22 protein-coding genes and 1 riboswitch are annotated in these 20,504 nt (G+C 67.9%); of the genes, 11 read left to right on the forward strand and 11 right to left on the reverse strand.

All coding sequences use genetic code 11. The features are described 5' to 3' along the window. Positions 1-16: 16 nt before the first annotated feature. The 7 genes from GGR03_RS13735 (at position 17) to GGR03_RS13765 (ending at position 7,875) form a co-directional block, all read left to right on the forward strand. Positions 17-1,174, forward strand: coding sequence for an App1 family protein phosphatidate phosphatase (locus tag GGR03_RS13735; RefSeq protein WP_183208921.1), 1,158 nt, complete (start codon positions 17-19; stop codon positions 1,172-1,174). A 138-nt stretch (positions 1,175-1,312) separates the two neighbouring features. Beyond that, the gene (locus GGR03_RS13740) at positions 1,313-2,092 is read left to right on the forward strand and encodes a succinate dehydrogenase iron-sulfur subunit (protein WP_183208922.1); all 780 of its coding nucleotides are present in this window, start codon (positions 1,313-1,315) and stop codon (positions 2,090-2,092) included. Positions 2,093-2,206: 114 nt separating this feature from the next. Further along, complete coding sequence (locus tag GGR03_RS13745) at positions 2,207-3,130, forward strand: cell wall hydrolase (protein ID WP_183208923.1); 924 nt, start codon at positions 2,207-2,209, stop codon at positions 3,128-3,130. A gap of 37 nt (positions 3,131-3,167) precedes the next feature. Further along, entirely contained in the window at positions 3,168-4,628 is a 1,461-nt protein-coding gene (locus GGR03_RS13750) for an alkaline phosphatase D family protein (protein WP_183208924.1), read from the forward strand. Between the two features lie 247 nt (positions 4,629-4,875). Then, positions 4,876-5,265: a septal ring lytic transglycosylase RlpA family protein gene (locus GGR03_RS13755; protein WP_183208925.1), complete on the forward strand. Its 390-nt coding sequence runs from the start codon at positions 4,876-4,878 to the stop codon at positions 5,263-5,265. Positions 5,266-5,533: 268 nt separating this feature from the next. Continuing rightward, positions 5,534-5,658: riboswitch (TPP riboswitch) on the forward strand. Between the two features lie 130 nt (positions 5,659-5,788). Continuing rightward, positions 5,789-7,606 carry a phosphomethylpyrimidine synthase ThiC gene (gene thiC / locus GGR03_RS13760; protein ID WP_484463082.1) on the forward strand — a complete coding sequence of 606 codons (1,818 nt, stop codon included), beginning with the start codon at positions 5,789-5,791 and terminating at the stop codon, positions 7,604-7,606. Between the two features lie 56 nt (positions 7,607-7,662). Beyond that, a complete protein-coding gene (locus GGR03_RS13765; RefSeq protein ID WP_183208927.1) occupies positions 7,663-7,875 on the forward strand; it encodes a hypothetical protein in 213 nt (70 codons plus the stop codon). 80 nt (positions 7,876-7,955) lie between these two features. On the opposite strand, the gene leuC is transcribed toward GGR03_RS13765, so the two are convergent. Together leuC and GGR03_RS13775 are read right to left on the reverse strand one after the other, a co-directional pair. Next, entirely contained in the window at positions 7,956-9,371 is a 1,416-nt protein-coding gene (gene leuC, locus GGR03_RS13770; RefSeq protein WP_183208929.1) for a 3-isopropylmalate dehydratase large subunit, read from the reverse strand. 108 nt (positions 9,372-9,479) lie between these two features. Then, positions 9,480-9,725, reverse strand: coding sequence for a hypothetical protein (locus GGR03_RS13775; protein ID WP_183209279.1), 246 nt, complete (start codon positions 9,723-9,725; stop codon positions 9,480-9,482). Between the two features lie 22 nt (positions 9,726-9,747). Here GGR03_RS13775 and GGR03_RS13780 point away from each other — a divergent pair, with 22 nt between their 5' ends. Beyond that, entirely contained in the window at positions 9,748-10,233 is a 486-nt protein-coding gene (locus GGR03_RS13780) for a cytochrome C (protein WP_183208931.1), read from the forward strand. Between the two features lie 3 nt (positions 10,234-10,236). On the opposite strand, the gene GGR03_RS13785 is transcribed toward GGR03_RS13780, so the two are convergent. Continuing rightward, the gene (locus GGR03_RS13785) at positions 10,237-11,082 is read right to left on the reverse strand and encodes a transcriptional regulator (RefSeq protein WP_183208932.1); all 846 of its coding nucleotides are present in this window, start codon (positions 11,080-11,082) and stop codon (positions 10,237-10,239) included. A 218-nt stretch (positions 11,083-11,300) separates the two neighbouring features. On the opposite strand from GGR03_RS13785, the gene GGR03_RS13790 reads away from it, so the two are divergent. Then, a complete protein-coding gene (locus tag GGR03_RS13790) occupies positions 11,301-11,543 on the forward strand; it encodes a DUF2061 domain-containing protein (protein ID WP_183208934.1) in 243 nt (80 codons plus the stop codon). Between the two features lie 116 nt (positions 11,544-11,659). On the opposite strand, the gene rplS is transcribed toward GGR03_RS13790, so the two are convergent. Continuing rightward, positions 11,660-12,127: a 50S ribosomal protein L19 gene (gene rplS, locus GGR03_RS13795; RefSeq protein ID WP_183208936.1), complete on the reverse strand. Its 468-nt coding sequence runs from the start codon at positions 12,125-12,127 to the stop codon at positions 11,660-11,662. Positions 12,128-12,407: 280 nt separating this feature from the next. Between rplS and GGR03_RS13800 the strand changes: the two genes are divergently transcribed. Together GGR03_RS13800 and GGR03_RS13805 are read left to right on the forward strand one after the other, a co-directional pair. Continuing rightward, entirely contained in the window at positions 12,408-13,160 is a 753-nt protein-coding gene (locus GGR03_RS13800) for a sulfite exporter TauE/SafE family protein (RefSeq protein WP_183208938.1), read from the forward strand. An 80-nt stretch (positions 13,161-13,240) separates the two neighbouring features. Next, a complete protein-coding gene (locus GGR03_RS13805) occupies positions 13,241-14,512 on the forward strand; it encodes a DUF5996 family protein (protein WP_183208940.1) in 1,272 nt (423 codons plus the stop codon). A 24-nt stretch (positions 14,513-14,536) separates the two neighbouring features. On the opposite strand, the gene trmD is transcribed toward GGR03_RS13805, so the two are convergent. The 7 genes from trmD to ffh all read right to left on the reverse strand — a co-directional run bounded on the left by trmD (position 14,537) and on the right by ffh (position 20,223). Beyond that, complete coding sequence (gene trmD / locus GGR03_RS13810) at positions 14,537-15,220, reverse strand: tRNA (guanosine(37)-N1)-methyltransferase TrmD (RefSeq protein WP_183208942.1); 684 nt, start codon at positions 15,218-15,220, stop codon at positions 14,537-14,539. Positions 15,221-15,225: 5 nt separating this feature from the next. Further along, complete coding sequence (locus tag GGR03_RS13815) at positions 15,226-15,621, reverse strand: putative quinol monooxygenase (protein WP_183208943.1); 396 nt, start codon at positions 15,619-15,621, stop codon at positions 15,226-15,228. Then, positions 15,618-16,199 carry a ribosome maturation factor RimM gene (gene rimM / locus GGR03_RS13820; RefSeq protein ID WP_183208945.1) on the reverse strand — a complete coding sequence of 194 codons (582 nt, stop codon included), beginning with the start codon at positions 16,197-16,199 and terminating at the stop codon, positions 15,618-15,620. Before rimM ends, GGR03_RS13815 begins: the two co-directional genes overlap by 4 nt. 76 nt (positions 16,200-16,275) lie before the next feature. Continuing rightward, on the reverse strand, positions 16,276-17,778 hold the full coding sequence (locus GGR03_RS13825; protein ID WP_183208947.1) for a sensor domain-containing diguanylate cyclase: 1,503 nt from the start codon (positions 17,776-17,778) through the stop codon (positions 16,276-16,278). A 105-nt stretch (positions 17,779-17,883) separates the two neighbouring features. Continuing rightward, the gene (gene rpsP / locus GGR03_RS13830) at positions 17,884-18,315 is read right to left on the reverse strand and encodes a 30S ribosomal protein S16 (protein WP_183208949.1); all 432 of its coding nucleotides are present in this window, start codon (positions 18,313-18,315) and stop codon (positions 17,884-17,886) included. 1 nt (position 18,316) lies between these two features. Continuing rightward, on the reverse strand, positions 18,317-18,661 hold the full coding sequence (locus GGR03_RS13835; protein ID WP_183208951.1) for a chorismate mutase: 345 nt from the start codon (positions 18,659-18,661) through the stop codon (positions 18,317-18,319). Beyond that, entirely contained in the window at positions 18,658-20,223 is a 1,566-nt protein-coding gene (gene ffh / locus GGR03_RS13840) for a signal recognition particle protein (protein ID WP_183208953.1), read from the reverse strand. The genes GGR03_RS13835 and ffh overlap by 4 nt, the downstream gene beginning before the upstream one ends. Between the last annotated feature and the right edge of the window lie 281 nt (positions 20,224-20,504).

Genomic DNA, 20,504 nt, shown 5'->3' on the forward strand with positions numbered 1-20,504 from the left:
CGCTAAAAATCGCGCCATGCCCGGATCGACGCTCCACTCACTGGTCCTGCGTGCCGAACGGCGCTGGTCGCGCTTGCGACACGGCGTGAAGCGCCGCGCCGGCCTCCTCGGCACGCCGATCATCCTGCCCTATCGCGGCTTCGGCACGGCGAAGGGTCTCTGGGTGCGCGGGCGGGTCATCGAGGACGAGGGCGTGGTGTCGGCCGCGCACAGCGATTCGCTGCTGACCAATCTCCGCCTGACGTTCCGCCGCTACGAGTCCGACGAAATCGCCGGCGCCGAACTCGCTTTCGAGGGCGCCGGCCGGTCCGGCACCGCCACCACCGATCGCGAAGGCTTCTTCGATTTCGCCATCGAGGCGCCGGACATCCCGGCCGGCGAGGCCTGGACCCATGTCGACCTGACGCTGACGGACGTCCCGGGCTACGACTGGCGACCGCTGGGCGCCAGCGTCCCGGTGCGGCTGGTCTCGCCGGAGGCCCGCTTCGGGATCATCTCCGACATCGACGACACGATCGTCGAAACCGGCGCGACCAACCTCTTCCGCCATTGGCGAACCGTCGTCGCCAATTCGGCGGAGAGCCGGACGGCGTTTCCGGGCGTCACTCATCTCTACCGTGCGCTGACGCGGGGCGAGGCCGGGCCGGAAACCAACCCGATCTTCTACGTCTCCTCCAGCCCGTGGAATCTCTTCGACCTGTTCGAGCAGTTCATGCGGCTGCATGCCATCCCGGTCGGCCCGATGCTGCTGCGCGATTTCGGCATCGACGAGACCAAATGGTTCACCGGCAGCCACGACACCCACAAGCTGGCGATGATCGAGCGCGTCATGGACGCCTATCCGCATCTGCGCTTCCTGCTGATCGGCGACTCCGGCCAGCGCGACGCGGCGATCTACGCCGAGGCGAGCCGGCGTCACCCCGGGCAGGTCCTCGCTGTCCACATTCGCGACGTCACGCCGGACGGCCACAGCCCGGCGGTGACGGAGGCGCTTGCCGCGCTTCGGGCGGCGGGGATCCCGGTGACCATCGGCGCGAGCCTGGAGGCGGCCGCGGCGCTCTCGGCCGAGCAGGGGCTCATATCCGAACGTGCCGCGCGTGATGTCGCCGAGGCGGTGGGCAAGCGCGACGCCGGTATCCGCGAAACCCCGCTCGGCCAGATCGAAGACCACTGAAAATACCGGTCAAATCTCCCGATAATTCAACCGATTCAATGGCCCGCTGCGCGGTTTCGTCTCTGGCGTTTTGCAGCGCAACCTTTATGTTGCGAACGATTCCAATCGCACTGATCCCCACCTGAAACTGGACTGATCATGGTCGAGCTTGCGCTTCCGAAAAACTCCACCCTCACCAAAGGCAAGGTGTGGGACCGGCCGCAGGGCGCGACCAATATCCGCGAGTTCAAGATCTACCGCTGGTCGCCGGACGACGACGCCAATCCGCGCACCGACACGTTCTATGTGGATGTCGATGATTGCGGGCCGATGGTCCTCGACGCGCTCTTGTGGATCAAGAACAAGGTCGACTCGACGCTGGCGCTACGCCGCTCCTGCCGCGAGGGCATCTGCGGCTCCTGCGCCATGAACATCGACGGCGCCAACACGCTGGCCTGCACCAAGGGCATGGACGAGGTCAGCGGCGCCATCGCCGTCTACCCGCTGCCGCACATGCCGGTGATCAAGGACCTCGTGCCCGATCTCACCGTGCCCTATGCCCAGCTGCGCTCGATCGAGCCGTGGCTGAAGACCGAGACCCCGGAGCCCGAGCGCGAATGGCGCCAGAGCCATGGCGACCGCGAGAAGCTCGACGGGCTCTACGAGTGCATCCTGTGCTTCTGCTGCCAGACCGCATGCCCCTCCTACTGGTGGAACGGCGAGCGCTATCTCGGGCCAGCCGTGCTGCTGCAAGCCTATCGCTGGCTGATCGACTCGCGCGACGAGGCGACCGGCGAGCGTCTCGACGACCTCGAGGACCCGTTCAAGCTCTATCGCTGCCACACCATCATGAACTGCACCCAGACCTGCCCGAAGGGCCTGAACCCGGCGAAGGCCATCGCCGAGATCCGCACGATGATGGTCGAGCGCCGGGTCTGAGCGGCGCGGCGACTGACGCAGCACGGCCACACCCGGCCGTGAAACGGCTCGCCGGAGATACCGCGGCGATGGCCTGCCCGCTTGCGGTCATTTTTGTGCGGTCACGGATGCGTCATGAAGACGATCCGATCCTCCCGCCGCCTCTCGCTTTCCGCCATCGTGCTGTTGCCGCCGCTCGCCCTTGCCGGCTGCGTCGGCACGGGTACCGATCTCGAGGAAGCGGTCACGCCGCTCAGCTACGGCCCCAGCCAGGAATGCCTCGCCCGGGCGATGTATTTCGAATCCAACCGCTCCAGCGAAAGCGGCATGCTGGCGGTCGGGACCGTGGTGATGAACCGCGTCGAGTCGGGCGAATATCCGAGCGACGTCTGCGCCGTGGTCGCGCAGCCGAAGCAGTTCGCGCCAGGCGTCATGACGCGACCCATGGGCGCCGGCAAGGAACTCGCCATGGAGACGGCGCACAAGGTGCTGTCCGGCCAGCGCCACGAGCCGGTCCGCGACGCACGGTTCTTCCACACCGCCGGCCTGTCGTTCCCCTATGGCAACATGCACTACACGGCGATCGCCGGCGGCAATGCCTTCTACGAGAAGGTTTCGCGCCGCCATCGTCCGGACTTCAAGCATGCCTCGCAGGCCGAAGTCGCCGCTGCCGGCGCATCGGGGGCGATCGACGGGATGCGGCAGGGCAAGACCGCCGCAGCGCCGACCTCGACGGCCGCTGCCCTCAAGCCGGCACGCAAGCCGGCCGAGGAGAGCCCCTTCATGGCCTTGTGGAACGGCCTTGCCCGCAAGGACACGGCGCCGCCGGCCAGCCCTTCGGTCGGGCTTGCAGCGTCGGCGGCCGATGTGACCGTCGCCCAGGCAACGACCGCAACGGATGCGGCTTCGATCGCGCCGGCCGCGGACGCCGCCCTGCCCGGCGTGACGGCCACCACCGCCGTTCCGGCCGCGGAGACGCAGATAGCCGCATCGCCTTCGACAGGGAACGGCCTGGCCGAACGCGGCGGCCGCGTTGCCAGCCCGACACCGCGACCCTAACCTTCGGCGCTTTCCGGAAGCTGCCAGGGGTCTCCCGATGATCATCGACCGTCCTGCCGCCGCGACGGCTGACGCAGCCGCCGGGCCGATCCTTTACGCCCGCGGCGGCGATGAAGAGCAGCATCTCCTTGCCGCGCTGCTGGTCCTGCCGGAAGGCGCCGCCGCCCCGGAATTGGCGCCGGAGGACAGCGCGGCAGCCGTGCCGATCGTGTTGGCGAATTGTTTCGGCAAGACCGTCTGGCGTTACGATTTCTCGTTGCCGGCCGACCGCAGCGCGAGCTACCGGCTGGGCGACCAGCATTTCACTGTCGCCGCGCCGGCCGCCAGCGACCGGCGGATCGTCTACGTTTCCTGCAACGGCCAGGAAAGCGGCGATCTCGACCGCGAGGACGGCGAGCGCGACGCGATGTGGACGCGCCTTGCCGCCGAGCACCGCCGTGCGCCCTTCGCTCTGATGCTGCAGGGCGGCGACCAGCTTTATGCCGACGACGTCCTCTATGCCCATCCGAGCGTCGAGCGCTGGGCTTCCGCACCGCGCGACACGCGCGGCGACATCGCCTTCGAGCCGGCGGCGGACAAAGCCGTCCGGCGCTTCTATTTCGAGCGCTATCTCGGCAATTTCGGCCGCGCTGCGATGCGGACCGTCGCGGCCGAGATCCCGTCGGTGATGATGTGGGACGACCACGACATCATCGACGGCTGGGGCAGCCATCCGGCCGCGCTGCTCGACAGCCCCGTCGGCCGCGGTCTCTTCGCCGCGGCCCGCGACATGTTCCTGCTCTTCCAGGTCGCCGCGACCGATGCGACCCTTCCCTCGACCATCATGGACCGGAGCGGCGCGACGCTGGGCCTTGTGCTGCGCTATCCGGACCTGGCGCTCCTCGCGCCGGATCTTCGCAGCGAACGGCGTCCGGATCGTGTGATGGGGCCTCAGGGCTGGGCTCATTTCGAGGCGGCCCTGGCGGCAACGCCGCCTTGGGACCGCGTCCTCCTGATGTCCAGCGTGCCGGCGATCGGTCCACGGCTGAGCTGGCTGGAGGCGCTGGCCGACATGCTGCCGGGGCGCAACAAATACGAAGACGACATGCGCGACCAGTGGCAGAGCCGCGTCCACCGCGACGAATGGGTCCGCTTGCTCTCCCTCCTGGCCGAGCGACAGGAATATGCCGACCAACCGGTCACCCTCGTTTCCGGCGAGATTCATCTGGCGACACGGGGCGAGATGCTCCTCGCCGACGAGTCGCTGCTGCACCAGCTGGTCGCTTCCGGCATCTCCCATCCGGCGCCGTCCTGGGCCTACCCGACGATGCTCGAGCTCTTGGCGCAGTGGGGCGAGTCGCCGCTGCCGGGCTATCCGATCCAGCTGCGGCCGCTGCCCGGTCAGCGCAGGACATACGCGGCAGAGCGGAACTATCTTGTGCTGTCGTTCGACGACGAAGCGCTGGAGGCGGAGTGGGAACTCGAGCGCAGCGGCCGGACGCCGCCGCTGCCGATCTGATCGGGCACAAGCACTCGGGTTAATTCGCCGCCGTCGCGCACCTGCGAACCATGGCGCGAATGCGACGGCATTGTCGCAATGACGCCAGTCGCAAGGCGGAAATTCTCCAGCTGTGACCGGGCTTGCGTCAAACTCGCAAAAAGTTCCCTGATCTTGGAATGACCCTATTCCTGCCGGGGTCTGTTCAAGTTTTCGTCACAGGAGTTGCCGACAGAGACCCCATCGAAATGACTGCAGGAAAAACCGCATGAAGCTTCTTCTGAGAACCGCCCTGACCGCAGCCCTCTTCGCCGGCACGCTTGCCGGTGGCTACGCAGTCGGGACGGACGAGGTCGTCGCACAATCACGCCACGCGGCATCAGGCGCCGCATCCTACTACGGCAAGCGCTTCCACGGCCGCACCACGGCGAACGGCGAACGCTTCAACATGAACTCCATGACCGCCGCCCACCGCACGCTGCCTTTCGGCACCAAGGTGAAGGTGACCAACCGCCGCAACGGCAAGTCGGTGGTCGTGCGGATCAACGATCGCGGCCCGTTCCATGGCAAGCGGATCATCGACCTGTCGCAGGGCGCCGCCTCGCGCATCGGCATGATCAGTTCCGGCACCGCCAGCGTCAGCCTGGACGTGCTCTGAGCCAGCGGCTCACGACAAGGGGGACCGCCATCGGCGGTCGGGGAGACGGCGCCTGCACGGCGATCCGTCGATACTGAGGGGGGCGGGGCCAGCTGCGGCTTTCCCGCCTGTCATGCCGCCTGAAAAGGCCTTTCCCACATTGACGAGTACGACCCGCCGGCCTCCGGCCATGGCCGCTCTGCGCGCCTCTACGGCGCCCGATGCCCGCCCTTGCCAGGCGGTCAATCCGCTCGGACGCTTGACAGCCCGCATACCGCTGCTACCGTCGCGCTCATCCAAGGGGAGTTCCGGCAAGGAACTGAGAGGCTGACGGCGGCCGAAAGGCGCAGCGCGCGGCGACCCTGTGAACCTGATCCAGTTCATACTGGCGTAGGGATGGGAAAGCCGCACACGATGTCCAGCCTCATCATCTGAGCATATGCCGACCCGCCGCCCGCAAGGGGGCTCGTCGGCACGCGGCCGTTCGATCACCCACGGCGGGACTGGATCTCCAAGGCGCACAGCGCACGGAGAGACCATGACCATGCGACCGCACCCGGCCGTCACCACCGGATCGCTGCCCGCTTCCCGCAAGATCCACAAACCGGGCACTGCCTTCCCGGATCTGCGCGTGCCGATGCGCGCCATTGCCGTGCATCCGAGCGCTGGCGAGCCTGACCTCCTCGTCTACGACGCGTCGGGGCCGTTCACCGACGAGGCGGTCGAGACCGACATCGCCCGCGGCCTGCCGCGGCTCCGCGAGGCCTGGATCGCGGCCCGAGGCGATAGCGAGTTTTGCGCCGCGCGTGAAGTCCGGCCCGAGGACAACGGCAATCTGCCGCCGGAGAAGGTCACCCCCGCCTTCCCGGTTCCGAACGCCCCCCGCCGTGCGATCAATGGGCGCCCGCTGACCCAATACGAATATGCCCGCGCCGGCATTGTCACCGCCGAAATGGAATATGTGGCGATCCGCGAGAACCTCGGCCGCGCCGCCAAACCCGCAATGTTGCGCGACGGGCAGCCCTTCCAGGCGGCGATCCCCGATCTCATCACGCCGGAATGGGTGCGGGGCGAAGTCGCGTCCGGCCGGGCGATCATCCCCGCCAACATCAACCATCCCGAGCTCGAGCCGATGGCGATCGGGCGCAATTTCCTCACCAAGATCAACGCCAATATCGGCAATTCCGCCGTCACCTCCTCGATGGAGGAGGAGGTCGACAAGCTGGTCTGGGCGATCCGCTGGGGCGCCGACACCGTGATGGATCTCTCCACCGGCCGTAACATCCACAACATCCGCGACTGGATCATCCGCAACGCCCCGGTGCCGATCGGCACGGTGCCGATCTACCAGGCGCTGGAGAAGGTCGACGCGATCGCCGAGGCGCTGACCTGGGAGGTCTATCGCGACACGCTGATCGAACAGGCCGAGCAGGGCGTCGACTATTTCACCGTCCATGCCGGCGTCCGCCTCGCCCACATCCCGCTCACCGCCGAGCGGGTCACCGGCATCGTTTCCCGCGGCGGCTCGATCATGGCCAAGTGGTGCCTTCACCATCACCGCGAAAGCTTTCTCTACGAGCATTTCGCCGAGATCTGCGACATCTGCCGGGCCTATGACGTCTCCTTCTCGCTGGGCGACGGACTGCGACCGGGCTCGATCGCCGACGCCAACGACGCGGCGCAGTTCGCCGAACTGGAGACGCTGGGCGAACTCACCGCGATCGCCCGCGCCAAGGGCTGCCAGGTGATGATCGAGGGCCCCGGCCATGTGCCGATGCACAAGATCAAGGAGAATGTCGAGCTGCAGGTGAAGCTCTGCGGCGACGCGCCGTTCTACACGCTCGGACCCTTGGTCACCGACATCGCCCCCGGCTACGACCACATCACCTCGGCCATCGGCGCGGCGATGATCGGCTGGTTCGGCACGGCGATGCTCTGTTACGTGACGCCCAAGGAGCATCTCGGCCTGCCCGATCGCGACGACGTCAAGATCGGCGTCATCACCTACAAGATCGCCGCCCACGCCGCCGACCTCGCCAAGGGCCACCCGGCGGCAAGGATGCGCGACGACGCGCTGTCCAGAGCCCGCTTCGAGTTCCGCTGGGAAGACCAGTTCAACCTGTCGCTCGATCCCGACACGGCGCGCTCGTTCCACGACGCGACCTTGCCCAAGGAGGCGCACAAAGTGGCGCATTTCTGCTCGATGTGCGGGCCGAAATTCTGTTCGATGAAGATCAGCCACGACATCCGCGATGCCGCCCGGCTGGACGCCGAGAAGCAGGACGGCATGGCGGCCATGGCCGAGCGCTACCGCCAGGGGGGCAACCTGTACATGCCGGTCGACCCCGTGCCGGGCGAGTAGAGGGAACGGCCGGGCCTGATGCGGGTTCTTCTGCGAACGAAGAAGGGAGATCGACCATGCCAGACGCGGATCCGAAGCCCGAGGGCAAGCCGCCGCCGCGGGACGCCGAGCCCGACGAGGACGGCGTCCTCGACAACGCCATAGAGCGCACCGACAACGCCTTCCACGGCCGCAAGGACGACGAGAGCCTGATCGGCCGCGACATTCCGCTCGATGTGCAGGAAGCGGAAGAAGAGGAAGCCAGGGACGAGGACTGGCGTAACCACTGAGGAACGCCGGTCCCATTCGTAAAAAACCCCGCGTCAGTCCTGCCGGCGCGGGGTTTTTTTGCTTGCGGAAACCCGAAAGCCTAGCGCCAGTGGCGCACGTCGACGAAGCGGCCGGCGATGGCGGCGGCGGCGGCCATGGCCGGCGAGACGAGGTGCGTCCGCCCGCGATGGCCCTGCCGCCCCTCGAAATTGCGGTTCGAGGTGGAGGCACAGCGCTCGTAGGGTGCGAGGCGATCCTCGTTCATGCCAAGGCACATGGAGCAGCCCGGCTCGCGCCAGTCGAAGCCGGCGGCCTTGAAGATGGTGTCGAGCCCTTCGGCTTCCGCCTGCGCCTTTACGAGACCGGAACCCGGCACGATCATCGCCGAGACGGTGTCGGCGACCTTGCGCCCCTCCACGACACTGGCGACGGCCCGCAGGTCCTCGATCCGGCCGTTGGTGCACGAGCCGATGAACACCCGGTCGATGGTGATGTCGGTCATCGGGGTGCCCGGCGTCAGGCCCATATATTCGAGCGCCCGCTGTTTCGAGCGACGCTTGCCCTCGTCGTCGATCGCGGCCGGGTCCGGGACGACGCCGTCGACGGCGACGACATCCTCGGGCGAGGAGCCCCAGGAGACGATCGGCGGCAGGCTCGCCGCGTCGAGGCGGACGATCTTGTCGTAATGCGCGCCCGGATCGGAAACGAGCGTGCGCCAGTATTCCACGGCGCGGTCGAAGGCCTCGCCCTTCGGCGCCCGCGGCCGGCCGGCGATATAGGCGAAGGTGGTCTCGTCCGGGGCGATCAGGCCGGCGCGCGCGCCGCCCTCGATGGACATGTTGCAGACGGTCATCCGGCCTTCCATCGACAGCGCGCGGATCGCTTCGCCGGCATACTCGATCACGTAGCCGGTGCCGCCGGCCGTGCCGATCTCGCCGATGATCGCCAGGATGATGTCCTTGGAGGTGACGCCTTCCGGGATCTGGCCGTTGACCTCGACCAGCATGTTCTTGGCCTTCGCCTGGATCAGCGTCTGGGTGGCGAGCACGTGCTCGACCTCGGACGTGCCGATGCCGTGCGCCAGCGCCCCGAAGGCGCCGTGCGTCGAGGTGTGGCTATCGCCGCAGACGATCGTCGTGCCCGGCAGGGTGAAGCCCTGCTCCGGCCCGATGATATGGACGATGCCCTGCCGCCGGTCGGCCGCATCGTAATACTCGATGCCGAAATCAGCGGCGTTCTGCGCAAGCGCCTCGACCTGGATGCGGCTTTCCTCGTTCTTGATGCCGAGCACGCGGTCCGGTGAGGTCGGTACGTTGTGATCGACGACGGCGAGCGTTTTCGCCGGCTGGCGCACCTTCCGGCCGGTCAGGCGCAGTCCCTCGAAGGCCTGGGGGCTGGTGACCTCGTGGACGAGATGGCGGTCGATATAGATCAGGCAGGTGCCGCCCTCCTGCTCGGCGACCAGATGGTCGTCCCAGATCTTGTCATAGAGGGTGCGGGGCTTGGTCTGGCTCATGGTGATCGTCCTTGTCGGCGGGCAGGTCCCGGCCGAGCGCGAAGAGTCGGATGGCAATTGGCGAAAGCATCGGTGGCGCGCCGTCGCGGGGCGACGGCACGGGTCCGGCTATTGGCCGCCGGCGACCACCAGGCGGTAGAAGAACCGGCCGGGCAGGCGCACGCGATCGGAGAGCTTGGCGAAGCCCTCGCTCGTCGGTAGCAGCGGCCGCGCCCGCGGTTTTGCGATCCGGAACATGGCCTCAATATAGCAACAGGTGTGACGCCGGACAATCGCACCTCGGTGCCGGTCTGAAATACGCATGAAACACCGATGCTGCATTCCGCCCGCCCAGGCCGGGAGCAGCCGGCTCATGTGTACTTCACAGGGATTCACCATGCGACACAGCATCATTGTCACGTTCGCGGCAGCATGCGCCGCGCTTCCCACCCTCCCGGCGAGCGCGGGGGACGCCGGGCCCTCGGTCGAGCGGGGTCATACCGTCGCCATCGTCAGCGGTTGCCACGACTGTCACAGCGCCGGCTACATGGAGTCGGGCGCGCTCGACCCGGCGACCGCCCTCGCCGGTGCCGGGCTTGGATTTCGCGGCCCCTGGGGCACGACCTATGCCAGCAATCTCCGCCTGGTCGCGGCGGAGCGGGACGAGAGCGAATTCGTCGAACACCTGAGGACGCTGAAGACGCGTCCCCCGATGCCGTATTTCAACCTGCACGCCATGCCGGAGGCGGACATGCGGTCGCTCTATCTCTACATCCGCTCCCTGGGCGAGCCCGGCGAGCCGGCGCCGGCGGCCGTTCCGCCGGGGGAGGAGCCGACGACGCCGTATATCGTCTTCGCGCCGCCGACCATGCCGGCCGGCTGAAGGTCAATCCGGCACGGCGAGACCCTCGATGAAGCGCGGCGTGTGCTTGGCCTCGAAATCGGCCTCGCGCACCAGCCCGTCGAAATGCCGGGTCAGTTCCAGAACCTGGCGCCGCTCACGAAACGCCATGTAGAAACGGCCGACATAGACCGCGGCCTGGAGCGGGCCGAAGATCGTCACCGGCGCCGAGAAGACCTTCTTGCGGTCGAACAGATAGAGCCTGAGCGAGGGGTACAGCTCCTCGCTCAGGCGCCGCATCCGCTCCAGCTGCGCCCGCCGTTCGGCCGCCGGCAGCCCCCGCCAGTAGCCCTCCCCGGCAGCGAAGGCCTCCAGCGAATCCATCGGCATGGCGATCTCGTAGTCGGTGTCGGGCGCCTGCAGATAGGCGAGGCGCTGGCGCATGTCGGCGATCGCCTGGTCGGTGGTGCGGCCGAGAAAGTCGCCGTACTCGAAGCGCAGCACGTCTTCCGATTTCAGCATGTCCGGCAACGTCGCCGGCACGTGGCGGATCTTGTAGCCACGCGCTTCCTCATGCCAGCGATACATCGACTCGTCGGAGGGTGCCCGCGCCGCCTCCTCGATGCGCATCGCCGCCTCGAGCATGTCGGCGCCGCGCTCGCGCCGGTCGGTCAGGCCCAGCAGCCAGTCGCAGGAAACGCCGAGGGCGAAAGCCGCCTCCGCCGCAAACTGGGCGTTCGGCAGCCTTCCGTCATCGGAAGAGAGGATCAGCGAGACTGTCGAGCGGTCGGCCTGGGTGGCCCTGGCGAGCGCACTTTTGGAAAGGCCGCGCGAGGCCATGGCTGCGGCGAGCCGCTCACGGAACAGCCTCGATCTTTCTCTCTTGTCCATTGATGATCGTTATCACGCTTTGCGAGTAAATTCTCCAAACGTGACTCGTCGCATGAAAATTCGCGGGATTCCGCGCACCGCTGCTTTGGCCTAAAAGGTCGGTGTCACCTGCGAGCGACGCTGCTCCGGCATGCCACTCGCACCTCGAACATCACCACCGATTTCGCCGACGGCCGCGTGCCGCGCGGGCGGTTTCGGCTTGCCAGGAGCTAGTCGCCATGGAGACACGCAGCCGGAGCCTCGCCAAGGCCGCATCGTGGCAAGCGCTCGGCCTCGTGACCATGTCGCTGCTCGGCTTCCTCTTCACCGGTTCGCTCACCACCGGCGGCGGCCTGGCGCTCGCCTCCTGCCTCCTCGGCTTCTTCACCTATCTGGTGCACGAGCGGCTCTGGGCAGGAATCGGCTGGGGCTGGTCGGCGGTGGCGCGCAGCACGTCGGCCCAGGGCGATAGCGGGAGCTGATCGCCGGCGCCCCGGCGACGACGCGGCCTATCTGCCGGACACCTTCCCGATTTCTAATCCCCAACGCAAAAAGCGGCCACAAGGGCCGCTTTCGCGTCGTCTCGAACAGTTCGAGATTATTCGGCGGCGGCGGTCGCCGTCTTTGCCGCTTCCTTCTCGGCCTTCGCCTTGTCGCGCGCCTCGGTGGCGATCTGACGGGCGTCGTCGTTCAGCTTGCGGGCGCGGGCATTGCTGGCCTCGACGATACGGGCCGACTTGCCGCGGCGATCGCGCAGGTAATAGAGCTTGGCGCGCCGCACCTTGCCGCGCCGCACGACCTCGACCGAATCGAGCATCGGCGAATAGATCGGAAAGACGCGCTCGACGCCCTCGCCGTAGGAGATCTTGCGGACGGTGAAGTTCTCCTGGAAGCCGGCACCGGCTCTGGCGATGCAGACGCCTTCATAGGCCTGCACGCGGGTGCGCGTGCCTTCGGTGACTCGGACGTTGACCCGCAGCGTGTCGCCGGCGGAGAAGTCCGGAATCTGGCGGATGGCATTGATGCGCGCAGCTTCGGCCGCATCGAGTTCGGAAATGATGTTCATGGCATAGCCTCAATTCGTTTCATGCCGGAAAGGCGTCTTAACCCCGACATGGCCGCCGTGACGGTCAAGTTATTCTGAGGAAATCGGACTGGCCCTTACACGGCTTCGGGCCCTTTGTCACTAGGACGCGCCTGGAAAACCGCTTCGATCGCGCCGTGCCGGACACCCCGGCGCTTGCCCTCGCGTTGCCGATCATGCGATGGCGCAGTGTTTCCCGCCAGAACCTGCCGTGCAATCCGCTGGTCGGCGCTTGTCTTCGCATATCTGCCGAAAGCGTGTCATGTCTCTCCTCCTGATCGCCCTCCTCTTCGTCGCCGGCTTCCTGTCGGGCGCGATCAACGCCGTGGCCGGCGGCGGCACTTTCATCTCCTTCGGCGCGCTCAGCCTGATCGGGGTGCCCCCGATCGTGGCGAACGCCACATCCTCGATCGCGCAGCTTCCCGGCTACCTCACCTCGTCGCTCGCATATCTGAAGGATATCCGGAAATTCTGGCGCAGCGCTCTGGTGCTTGCGGCGGTATCGGTCGTCGGCTCGCTCGGCGGTGCGCTGTTCCTGCTCTATCTCGACAACGAGGAATTCGCATCCCTCGTGCCCTGGCTGCTGCTCGCGGCGACCGCGCTCTTTGCCGCCGGTCCCTGGATCGCGCCTTCGCGCGACCGCGACGAAGCAGCACCCCGCAGCCGTATCGCAGGGCCGGTCGTGCAGTTCTTCACCGCGATCTACGGCGGCTTCTTCGGCGCCGGCATGGGCATCATGATGCTGGCGACGCTGGGCTTGACCGAGAGCGGCGACTATCACCGGCTCAACGCGCTGAAGAACGTCCTGGCAAACGTCATCGCCATCATTGCCATCGTCGTCTTCGTCTCAGGCGGCGTCGTCTACTGGGTCGGCGCGCTGGCGATGATTCCCGGCGTCGCGCTGGGCGGCTATGCCGGCGTGTGGATGGCCCGTCGCGTCCCGCAGGTCGCGGTGCGCTGCTTCGTCGTCGCCGTCGGCCTGTTCCTCGCCTTCTATTACTTCGTCACCGGCTGAAGCCGTGGACAGCGCCGACCCGAGGCTGCGGCGCGCGGCGGCCGGTGCTAGGCTTTCCGGATCGAGACCGGAGATGACCCATGGCGCGGCACTGGCCTGACATTCCCTACCTTGCCTGGCGAGAGACCTGCCAGGCGCTGCAGCTCTATACGCAGATCGCCGGCAAGTACCGGCTGGCCCACACGCCGTGGCTCAACCATTCCTGGACCGCCACCCTCTACGTGACGGCTCGCGGCCTGACGACGTCGCCGGTTCCGGACGGGCCCGGCATCGAGATCGCCTTCGACCTCATCGACCACCGCGTCATCGGGACGAACAGCGACGGCGGCATCGAGAGCTTCGCGCTGGAGCCGATGACGGTGGCCGAATTCCATGCCCGATTCGTGGCGCTGGTCGGCGAGCTCGGCGGCACGCCGCGCTTCAACGGTCGGCCCAACGAGGTCGCCGATCCCGTCGCCTTCGTCGACGACCATCGCGACCGGCCCTATGACGCCGACGCCGTCACGCGCTTCTTCCACGCGACCCTCGCCGCCGACCGGGTGTTCAAGGCGTTCCGCACGTCGTTTCTCGGCAAGCAGAGCCCGTCGCATCTCTTCTGGGGCAGTTTCGACCTGGCCGTGACGCGCTTTTCGGGCCGGCCGGCGCCGCTGCATCCGGGCGGCATTCCCGCGCTCCCCGACAGCGTCACCCGCGAAGCCTACGACCACGAGGTCGCCTCGGCGGGCTTCTGGCCGGGCGGTGGCGGCATCGATTATCCCGCCTTCTACGCCTATGCCTATCCGACGCCCGCCGGCTATTCGGCCGCCGCGGTCGAGCCGGAGGCGGCGTTCTGGGCGAGCGCGCTTGGCGAGTTCATCCTGCCCTACGACGCCGTCCAGGGCGCCGACGACCCGGATGCGACGCTGCTCGCTTTCCTCGAATCCACCTATCTGGCGGCGGCCAGCCTCGGGCGCTGGGACCGCGACGCGCTGGAATGCGCGCCCGGTGTCCCCGGCCGCCCGCGCGAGATCGCGGCCACTCCCGCACCGGCGATCGAGAGCACGCCGGAGCCGACGCCGGTCGACCCGGCCGACATCCAGCGCGAGGAAGGCCCGGCCAAGGGCCGCTATCTGCTGCGGGGCGACGGGCTGGAGGCGGAGATGAGCTACAGCCGCGCCGGCGCGCGCCTGCTGATCATCGACCATACGAGCGTTCCGGACGCCTGGCGCGGACGCAAGGTCGGCGAGCATCTGGTGCGGCGGGCGGTGGAGGACGCGCGAACCGCGGGGCGGTCGATCCTGCCGCTCTGCCCGTTCGCCAAGGCACAGTTCGATCGCCACGCCGAATGGCACGACGTGCTGGACAAGCGGTAGGCTGAACGGGCCTGGCGAGCGGCCCTAGCGCCGCAGCAGATCCGGCCGGCGCTCGGCGGTGATCCGCTCCGCCTCGGCCCGGCGCCAGCGTTCCACCGCGCCATGGTCGCCGGAGGTCAGCACCGCCGGGATCGGGTGCCCCTCCCATTCGGCGGGACGGGTATAATGCGGATGTTCCAGGAGGCCCGCCTCGAAGCTCTCGGCCTCGCCGGACAGCGCGTTGCCCATCACGCCGGGCAGGAGCCGCACCACCGCGTCGAGCAGCACCAGGGCCGCGATCTCGCCGCCCGAGAGGATGTAGTCGCCGATCGACACTTCCTCGAGCCCGCGCCCGGCGATGACCCGCTCGTCCACCCCCTCGAAGCGGCCGCAGACGATCACCGCACCGTCGCCGGCGGCGAGATCGCGTACCCTGCGCTGGTCGAGCGGCCGGCCGCGCGGGCTCATCAGGAGGCGCGGCCGATCGTCGCCTTCGGGCGCCGCATGGTCGATCGCCGCGGCCAGGACGTCGGCGCGCATCACCATGCCGGCGCCGCCGCCCGACGGCGTGTCGTCGACCATGCGATGGCGGCCGACGCCGAACTCGCGGATCTGCACGGTCTCCAGCGCAAAATCGCCCCGTTCCAGCGCGCGGCCGGCCAGCGACACGCCGAGCGGGCCCGGGAACATCTCCGGGTAGAGCGTCAGGACGGTCGCGCGAAAGCCCATCGACGTCAGGCCAGCGGCTCGCTGCTGGCGACCTCGATGATCTTCAGGTCGCGGGCGAGCACCGTCACGCGCTTCAGCGCGGCGTGCCAGGCGGCGATGTGCTCGGCCTTGCCGTGGCGCGCGAGATCCTCGCGGCTTTCCCACTCCTCGTAGATCCGCACCAGGCCCGGCTCCAGCAGGTCCTCGGCGAAGGAATAGACGAGGCACCCCTGTTCGGCACGCGTCGCCGAGACGACGGCGACCGCGTCGGCGCGCACGGCTGCGAGGTCCTGCTGCGACAGGCGAAGGGTTCCGGCGACGATGATCATGATGGCTCCCGATGATTGCGCGGGCTGGCCCGCTTCCGTCACGGGATAGGTCGGCGCGGCTGCGAAGGCAAACCCGCCGGGGATTCGGCTCATCTGCCGCCGGAGGGCTCGGCTTCTTCCGGACCCGGCGCGTCGTCGTCTTCGGTCTCCACCAGCCCGGCAGCGACCGGATCGACGATCATCACGCCGGCATCGACGTCGAGCTCCGGCACCGCCGCGGCGGAAAACGGAATCATCACCGTCGGACCACCCGGCGGCTGGATCTCGACAATGTCGCCGGCGCCGAAATCATGAAAGGCGACGACCTTGCCGACCGGCTCGCCGGCGATCGTTTGCACCGCCAGCCCGACCAGGTCGCCGAGATAGAACTCGTCGTCGTCCTCGGGCTCGGGCAGCACCGAGCGGTCGACGAAGAGTTCGCGCCCGTTGATCCGCTCGGCGTGGTTGCGATCCTGGACTTCCGCGAAGCGCACCACCACGACGTTCTTCTGCGGCCGCGCCGACTTGACGGTGTAGCGGTTGCCGGAAGCGTCGAAGAGCGGCCCGTAGGCACCAAGCGCCGTCGGGTCCTCGGTGAGGGACCGGACGCGGCACTCGCCCTTGATGCCGTGTGCCCCGCCGACGACGGCAAGCAGCACGGGATTGACGGGGGCGGAGGGTTGGTTCGGCATTGGGCGCGGCAATCCTGGTGGCAGGCGCCGATCCATGCCGGGATCGCGCAGTTTCGGCAAGTCCGACACCGCCGGCTTACCCCGACGCGGCAGTGTGAAGTTCCCCCGACCCGTCCTGACGCCGGTTGCGGTCGGCGTTGGCATAATGCTCCCGCTTGGCCGCATACATCTGCTGGTCGGCGCGGCGGACCGCGTCCTCGAGCCGCTCGCCGGCTTCGGCCGTCGCCATGCCGAGCGAGAAGGACAGCGGCGTGCCGGGGTAGAACTGGTTGTTCACTTCCACCAGCTCATGGACCGATTCGATCATCCGGGCGCCCTCTTCGGCGCCGCTGGCGGGCATCATCACCACGAACTCGTCGCCGCCGATGCGGGCGGCGTGGTTCGGCTTCGCCACCGCCTCGTTCAGCACTTCGCCGGCCCGCCGCAGCAGCGCATCGCCCGCCGCATGGCCCAGCGTGTCGTTGACCTCCTTCAGGCCGTTGAGGTCGGCGACGACCAGCGTGATCGGCTCCGGCCCCTTGCGCTCGAGGCGGTTGAGCTCATCGACGAAAAACGAGCGGTTGTAGAGCCGCGTCAGGATGTCGTGCTTGCCGAGATACTCCAGATAGGCCTCGGCCTTCTTGCGGGCGGTGATGTCGGCGAGCGCCACCTGCACCAGCGACCAATCGGATTCGTGGCCCGGGAACACCGAGAACTGCATGTGGACGTGCAGTTCCTCGTTCTCCAGCGAGTAGTTCACCACCTCGCGCTGCTGGAACAGCTTGCCCTGCCACAGATCCACCAGCTGCTCGCGGAAATGCTGCTCCATCGCGTCGCGGAACACGTCGGCGAGCCGCGCGAGCAGCGTCGCCTTGTCGGGGGCCTTGAACAACTCCAGCGTGTGCCGGTTGACGTCGATGACCCGGATCTCGCTCATGCAGCGCGTCACGAAATCGGGATGCACGTCGAGAAAGGTGCGGAAGTCGACGACGCCGCGCTCGCGCACCTCGTCGATCAGCCGCTTGACCACGCTGAAATCCTCGACCCAGAGGGAGATCGGCGAATGCTCGAACAGGCCGCGGGCAAAGGCCGCGCTTTCGGCGACCCGGCGGCGGCCGGACTCGCGCTCGGTGACGTCCTCGGTGGCGATCAGCACGCGGCCCCAGTCGGCCTCGTGGCCGGGCAGGATACGGGCTTTCAGCTGCACGTCGAGGCGGCGGCCGGAGAGCGTGTAGTTGACGGCGAGGCTGGTGAAATTGTCCTGGCCGTCCCAGAGTTGCGCAAGTTCGTCGACATGGGTCGACAGCATGTCGCCGGAGAACACCTGGTCGAGATTGTCTGACAATTCGGCGAAGCTCGAAGCCTCGAAGAGCTCGAGCGTTCGCTGGTTGACGGCGATCAGGCCGATCCGGCGGGTGGCTTCCCGCACCCGCTCGGGATCGGCGGCAAGATGCGCCCGCAGGTCGCCGACGCCGCTGGCGCGCCAGCCATCGAGCAGCGCCTTGACGCCGCTGAAATCCTCGAGCCAAAGCGGGACGGGAGCCAGCTCAAAGGCATCGGTTCCGGGAAGATGACCCGAATGGGTCTCGGCAGGCGACATGTTCGCACCTTCGCGCCACGGGCCGCGGGGCCCACTTACGGGAACGGCGCCCTTGGGCGCCGTCCACTCACATTCGTCAACTTGCAGCCGAAACTGGTCCGACGCTTACTCTGCGGAAGCGGTCTCTTCCTCGGCAGCGGGCGCCTCTTCCTCGGCCGGCGCATTCTTGGCGGCTTCGGCCTCGGCGGCGGCGGTCGCGGCGTCTTCCTCGCGCTGCTTGCGCTCGGCCTCGCGCTCCTGCGCCTTCTTGCCCGGCAGGCCCTTGGTCAGGTTCTTGCGCTCGGGGCGGTTGGCGATGCCCGCCTGGTCGAGGAAGCGCAGCACCCGGTCGGTCGGCTGGGCGCCTTCGCCGAGCCAATGCTTGATGCGGTCTTCCTTGAGCGTGACGCGCTGCGCGTCCTTCGGCAGCAGCGGGTTCCACGAACCCAGCTGCTCGACGAAGCGGCCATCGCGCGGGCTGCGCGCGTCGGCGACGACGATGTGGTAATAGGGGCGCTTCTTCGAGCCGGCCCGGGCCAGACGCATTTTCAGTGGCATTTCATTCTCCTGTCGATGATGGCATGCCGCGCGCGGCGGCGATGGCTTCGTGGTGGCGGATGACTTCCTTCACGATGAAGTTCAGGAATTTCTCCGCGAATTCCGGATCGAGTTCGGCCTCCAGGGCGAGCCGGCGGAGCCGCTCGATCTGCTCTCGCTCCCGGGCCGGATCGGCCGGGGGCAAATCGTTCTCGGCCTTCAGCGCGCCCACCACCTTCGTGCAGCGGAAGCGCTCGGCCAGGATGTGGATCAGCGCGGCGTCGATATTGTCGATCGAGCGGCGCAGCGTGGCGAGCCGGGACTTCGGGTCGGCTTCGTCCCAGCCGGATGTCGGCAGGACGGTCATTTCTTCTTCCCCGGCAGGCCGGGCAGCCGCGGCGCGCCGCCGGGCAGTCCCGGCAGGCCGCCCATGCCGCCGAAGCCGGGCGGCATGCCGCGTGGCAGGCCCGGCATGCCGCCGCCGCCCTGCGCCGCACGCGCCATGGCCTCGAGTTCCTTGGGGTCCATCTTCGAGAGGTCCGGCATGCCGCCCCCCATGCCGCCAGGCAAGCCGCCGAGGCCCATCTTGCCGGCGAGGCCGCCCATCATCTTCTGCATCATGCCGCCCTTGCCCTTGCCCATGGACTTCATGACGTCGGCCATCTGGCGGTGCATCTTCAGAAGCTTGTTGATCTCGGCCGAAGAAGTGCCGGACCCGGCGGCGATGCGCTTCTTGCGCGAGTGCTTGAGGATGTCGGGATTGGCCCGCTCCTTCGGCGTCATCGAGCCGATCACCGCGAGCTGGCGCTTCAGCATCTTGTCGTCGAGCCCGGCCGCCGACATCTGGTCCTTCATCTTCCCCATGCCGGGCATCATGCCCATCATGCCGCCCATGCCGCCCATCTTCTGCATCTGGCGGATCTGGTCGGCGAGATCGTTGAGGTCGAACTTGCCGGACTGCATCCGCTTGGCCATCGCCGCGGCCTGTTCGGCGTCGATGTTCTCGGCGGCCTTCTCGACCAGCGAGACGATGTCGCCCATGCCGAGGATGCGGTCGGCGATGCGGGCCGGATGGAAATCCTCCAGCGCGTCCATCTTCTCGCCGGTACCGATCAGCTTGATCGGCTTGCCGGTGACGGCGCGCATGGACAGCGCCGCGCCGCCGCGCCCGTCGCCGTCGACGCGGGTCAAGACGATGCCGGTGATGCCGACGCGCTCGTCGAAGGAGCGGGCAAGGTTCACCGCGTCCTGGCCGGTCAGGCTGTCGGCGACGAGCAGGATCTCGTGCGGCCTGGCGCGCGCCTTGATCTCGGCCATCTCGGCCATCAGCGGCTCGTCGATATGCGTGCGGCCGGCAGTGTCGAGGATGACGACGTCGTAGCCGCCGAGGCGGGCGGCCTGTTCGGCGCGCACGGCGATCTCGACCGGGTCCTGCCCGGCGATGATCGGCAGCGTCGCGACGCCGGTCTGCTCGCCGAGCACCTTCAGCTGCTCCTGGGCGGCCGGCCGGCGCGTGTCCAGCGAGGCCATCAGCACCTTCTTGCGCTGCTTCTCGGTGAGCCGCTTGGCGATCTTGCCGGAGGTGGTGGTCTTGCCCGAGCCCTGCAGGCCGACCATCATCACGACGACCGGCGACGGCGCGTTCAGATCGATCGGGACCTGTGTCTCGCCGAGCGTCGCGATCAGCTCGTCATGGACGATCTTGACGACCATCTGGCCGGGCTTGATCGACTTCAGGATCTCGGCGCCGACGGCCTTGGCGCGCACCCGGTCGGTGAAATCCCGGACGACTTCCAGCGCGACATCGGCCTCGAGCAGCGCCCGACGGACCTCGCGCAGCGCGGCGGCGACATCCTTGTCGGACAGCGCACCGCGGCCGGTGAGGCCGTTCAGGATGGACCCGAGGCGGTCCTGGAGTGAATCGAACATCAAGACTTCCTTCCGTCCTTCCGGTATCTCGCCGGAAGGTGGTGCGGCTCGCCCTCCCCGACACGGACCATGCACAAAGCAAGGCGTCATCCGCGGGCGAAAATCGCTGGCGGATGGTGACCTCCGGGCGGCTCTCGAAAAGAGGGGCCCGGTCGGCGTGTCGCGGACGGCTAGTCGCGGATATGCGTCGGCAGAAACACCAAAGGACGGGGATTGTCAAATTCTGCCCGCCTGGCGCACGCAACTTGCCACCGCAATGGAACCGTCACGCTTCTCCCCTA

Origin of the sequence: Aurantimonas endophytica, assembly GCF_014196845.1 — a bacterium.
GTDB classification, from domain to species: Bacteria; Pseudomonadota; Alphaproteobacteria; order Rhizobiales; family Rhizobiaceae; genus Aurantimonas; species Aurantimonas endophytica.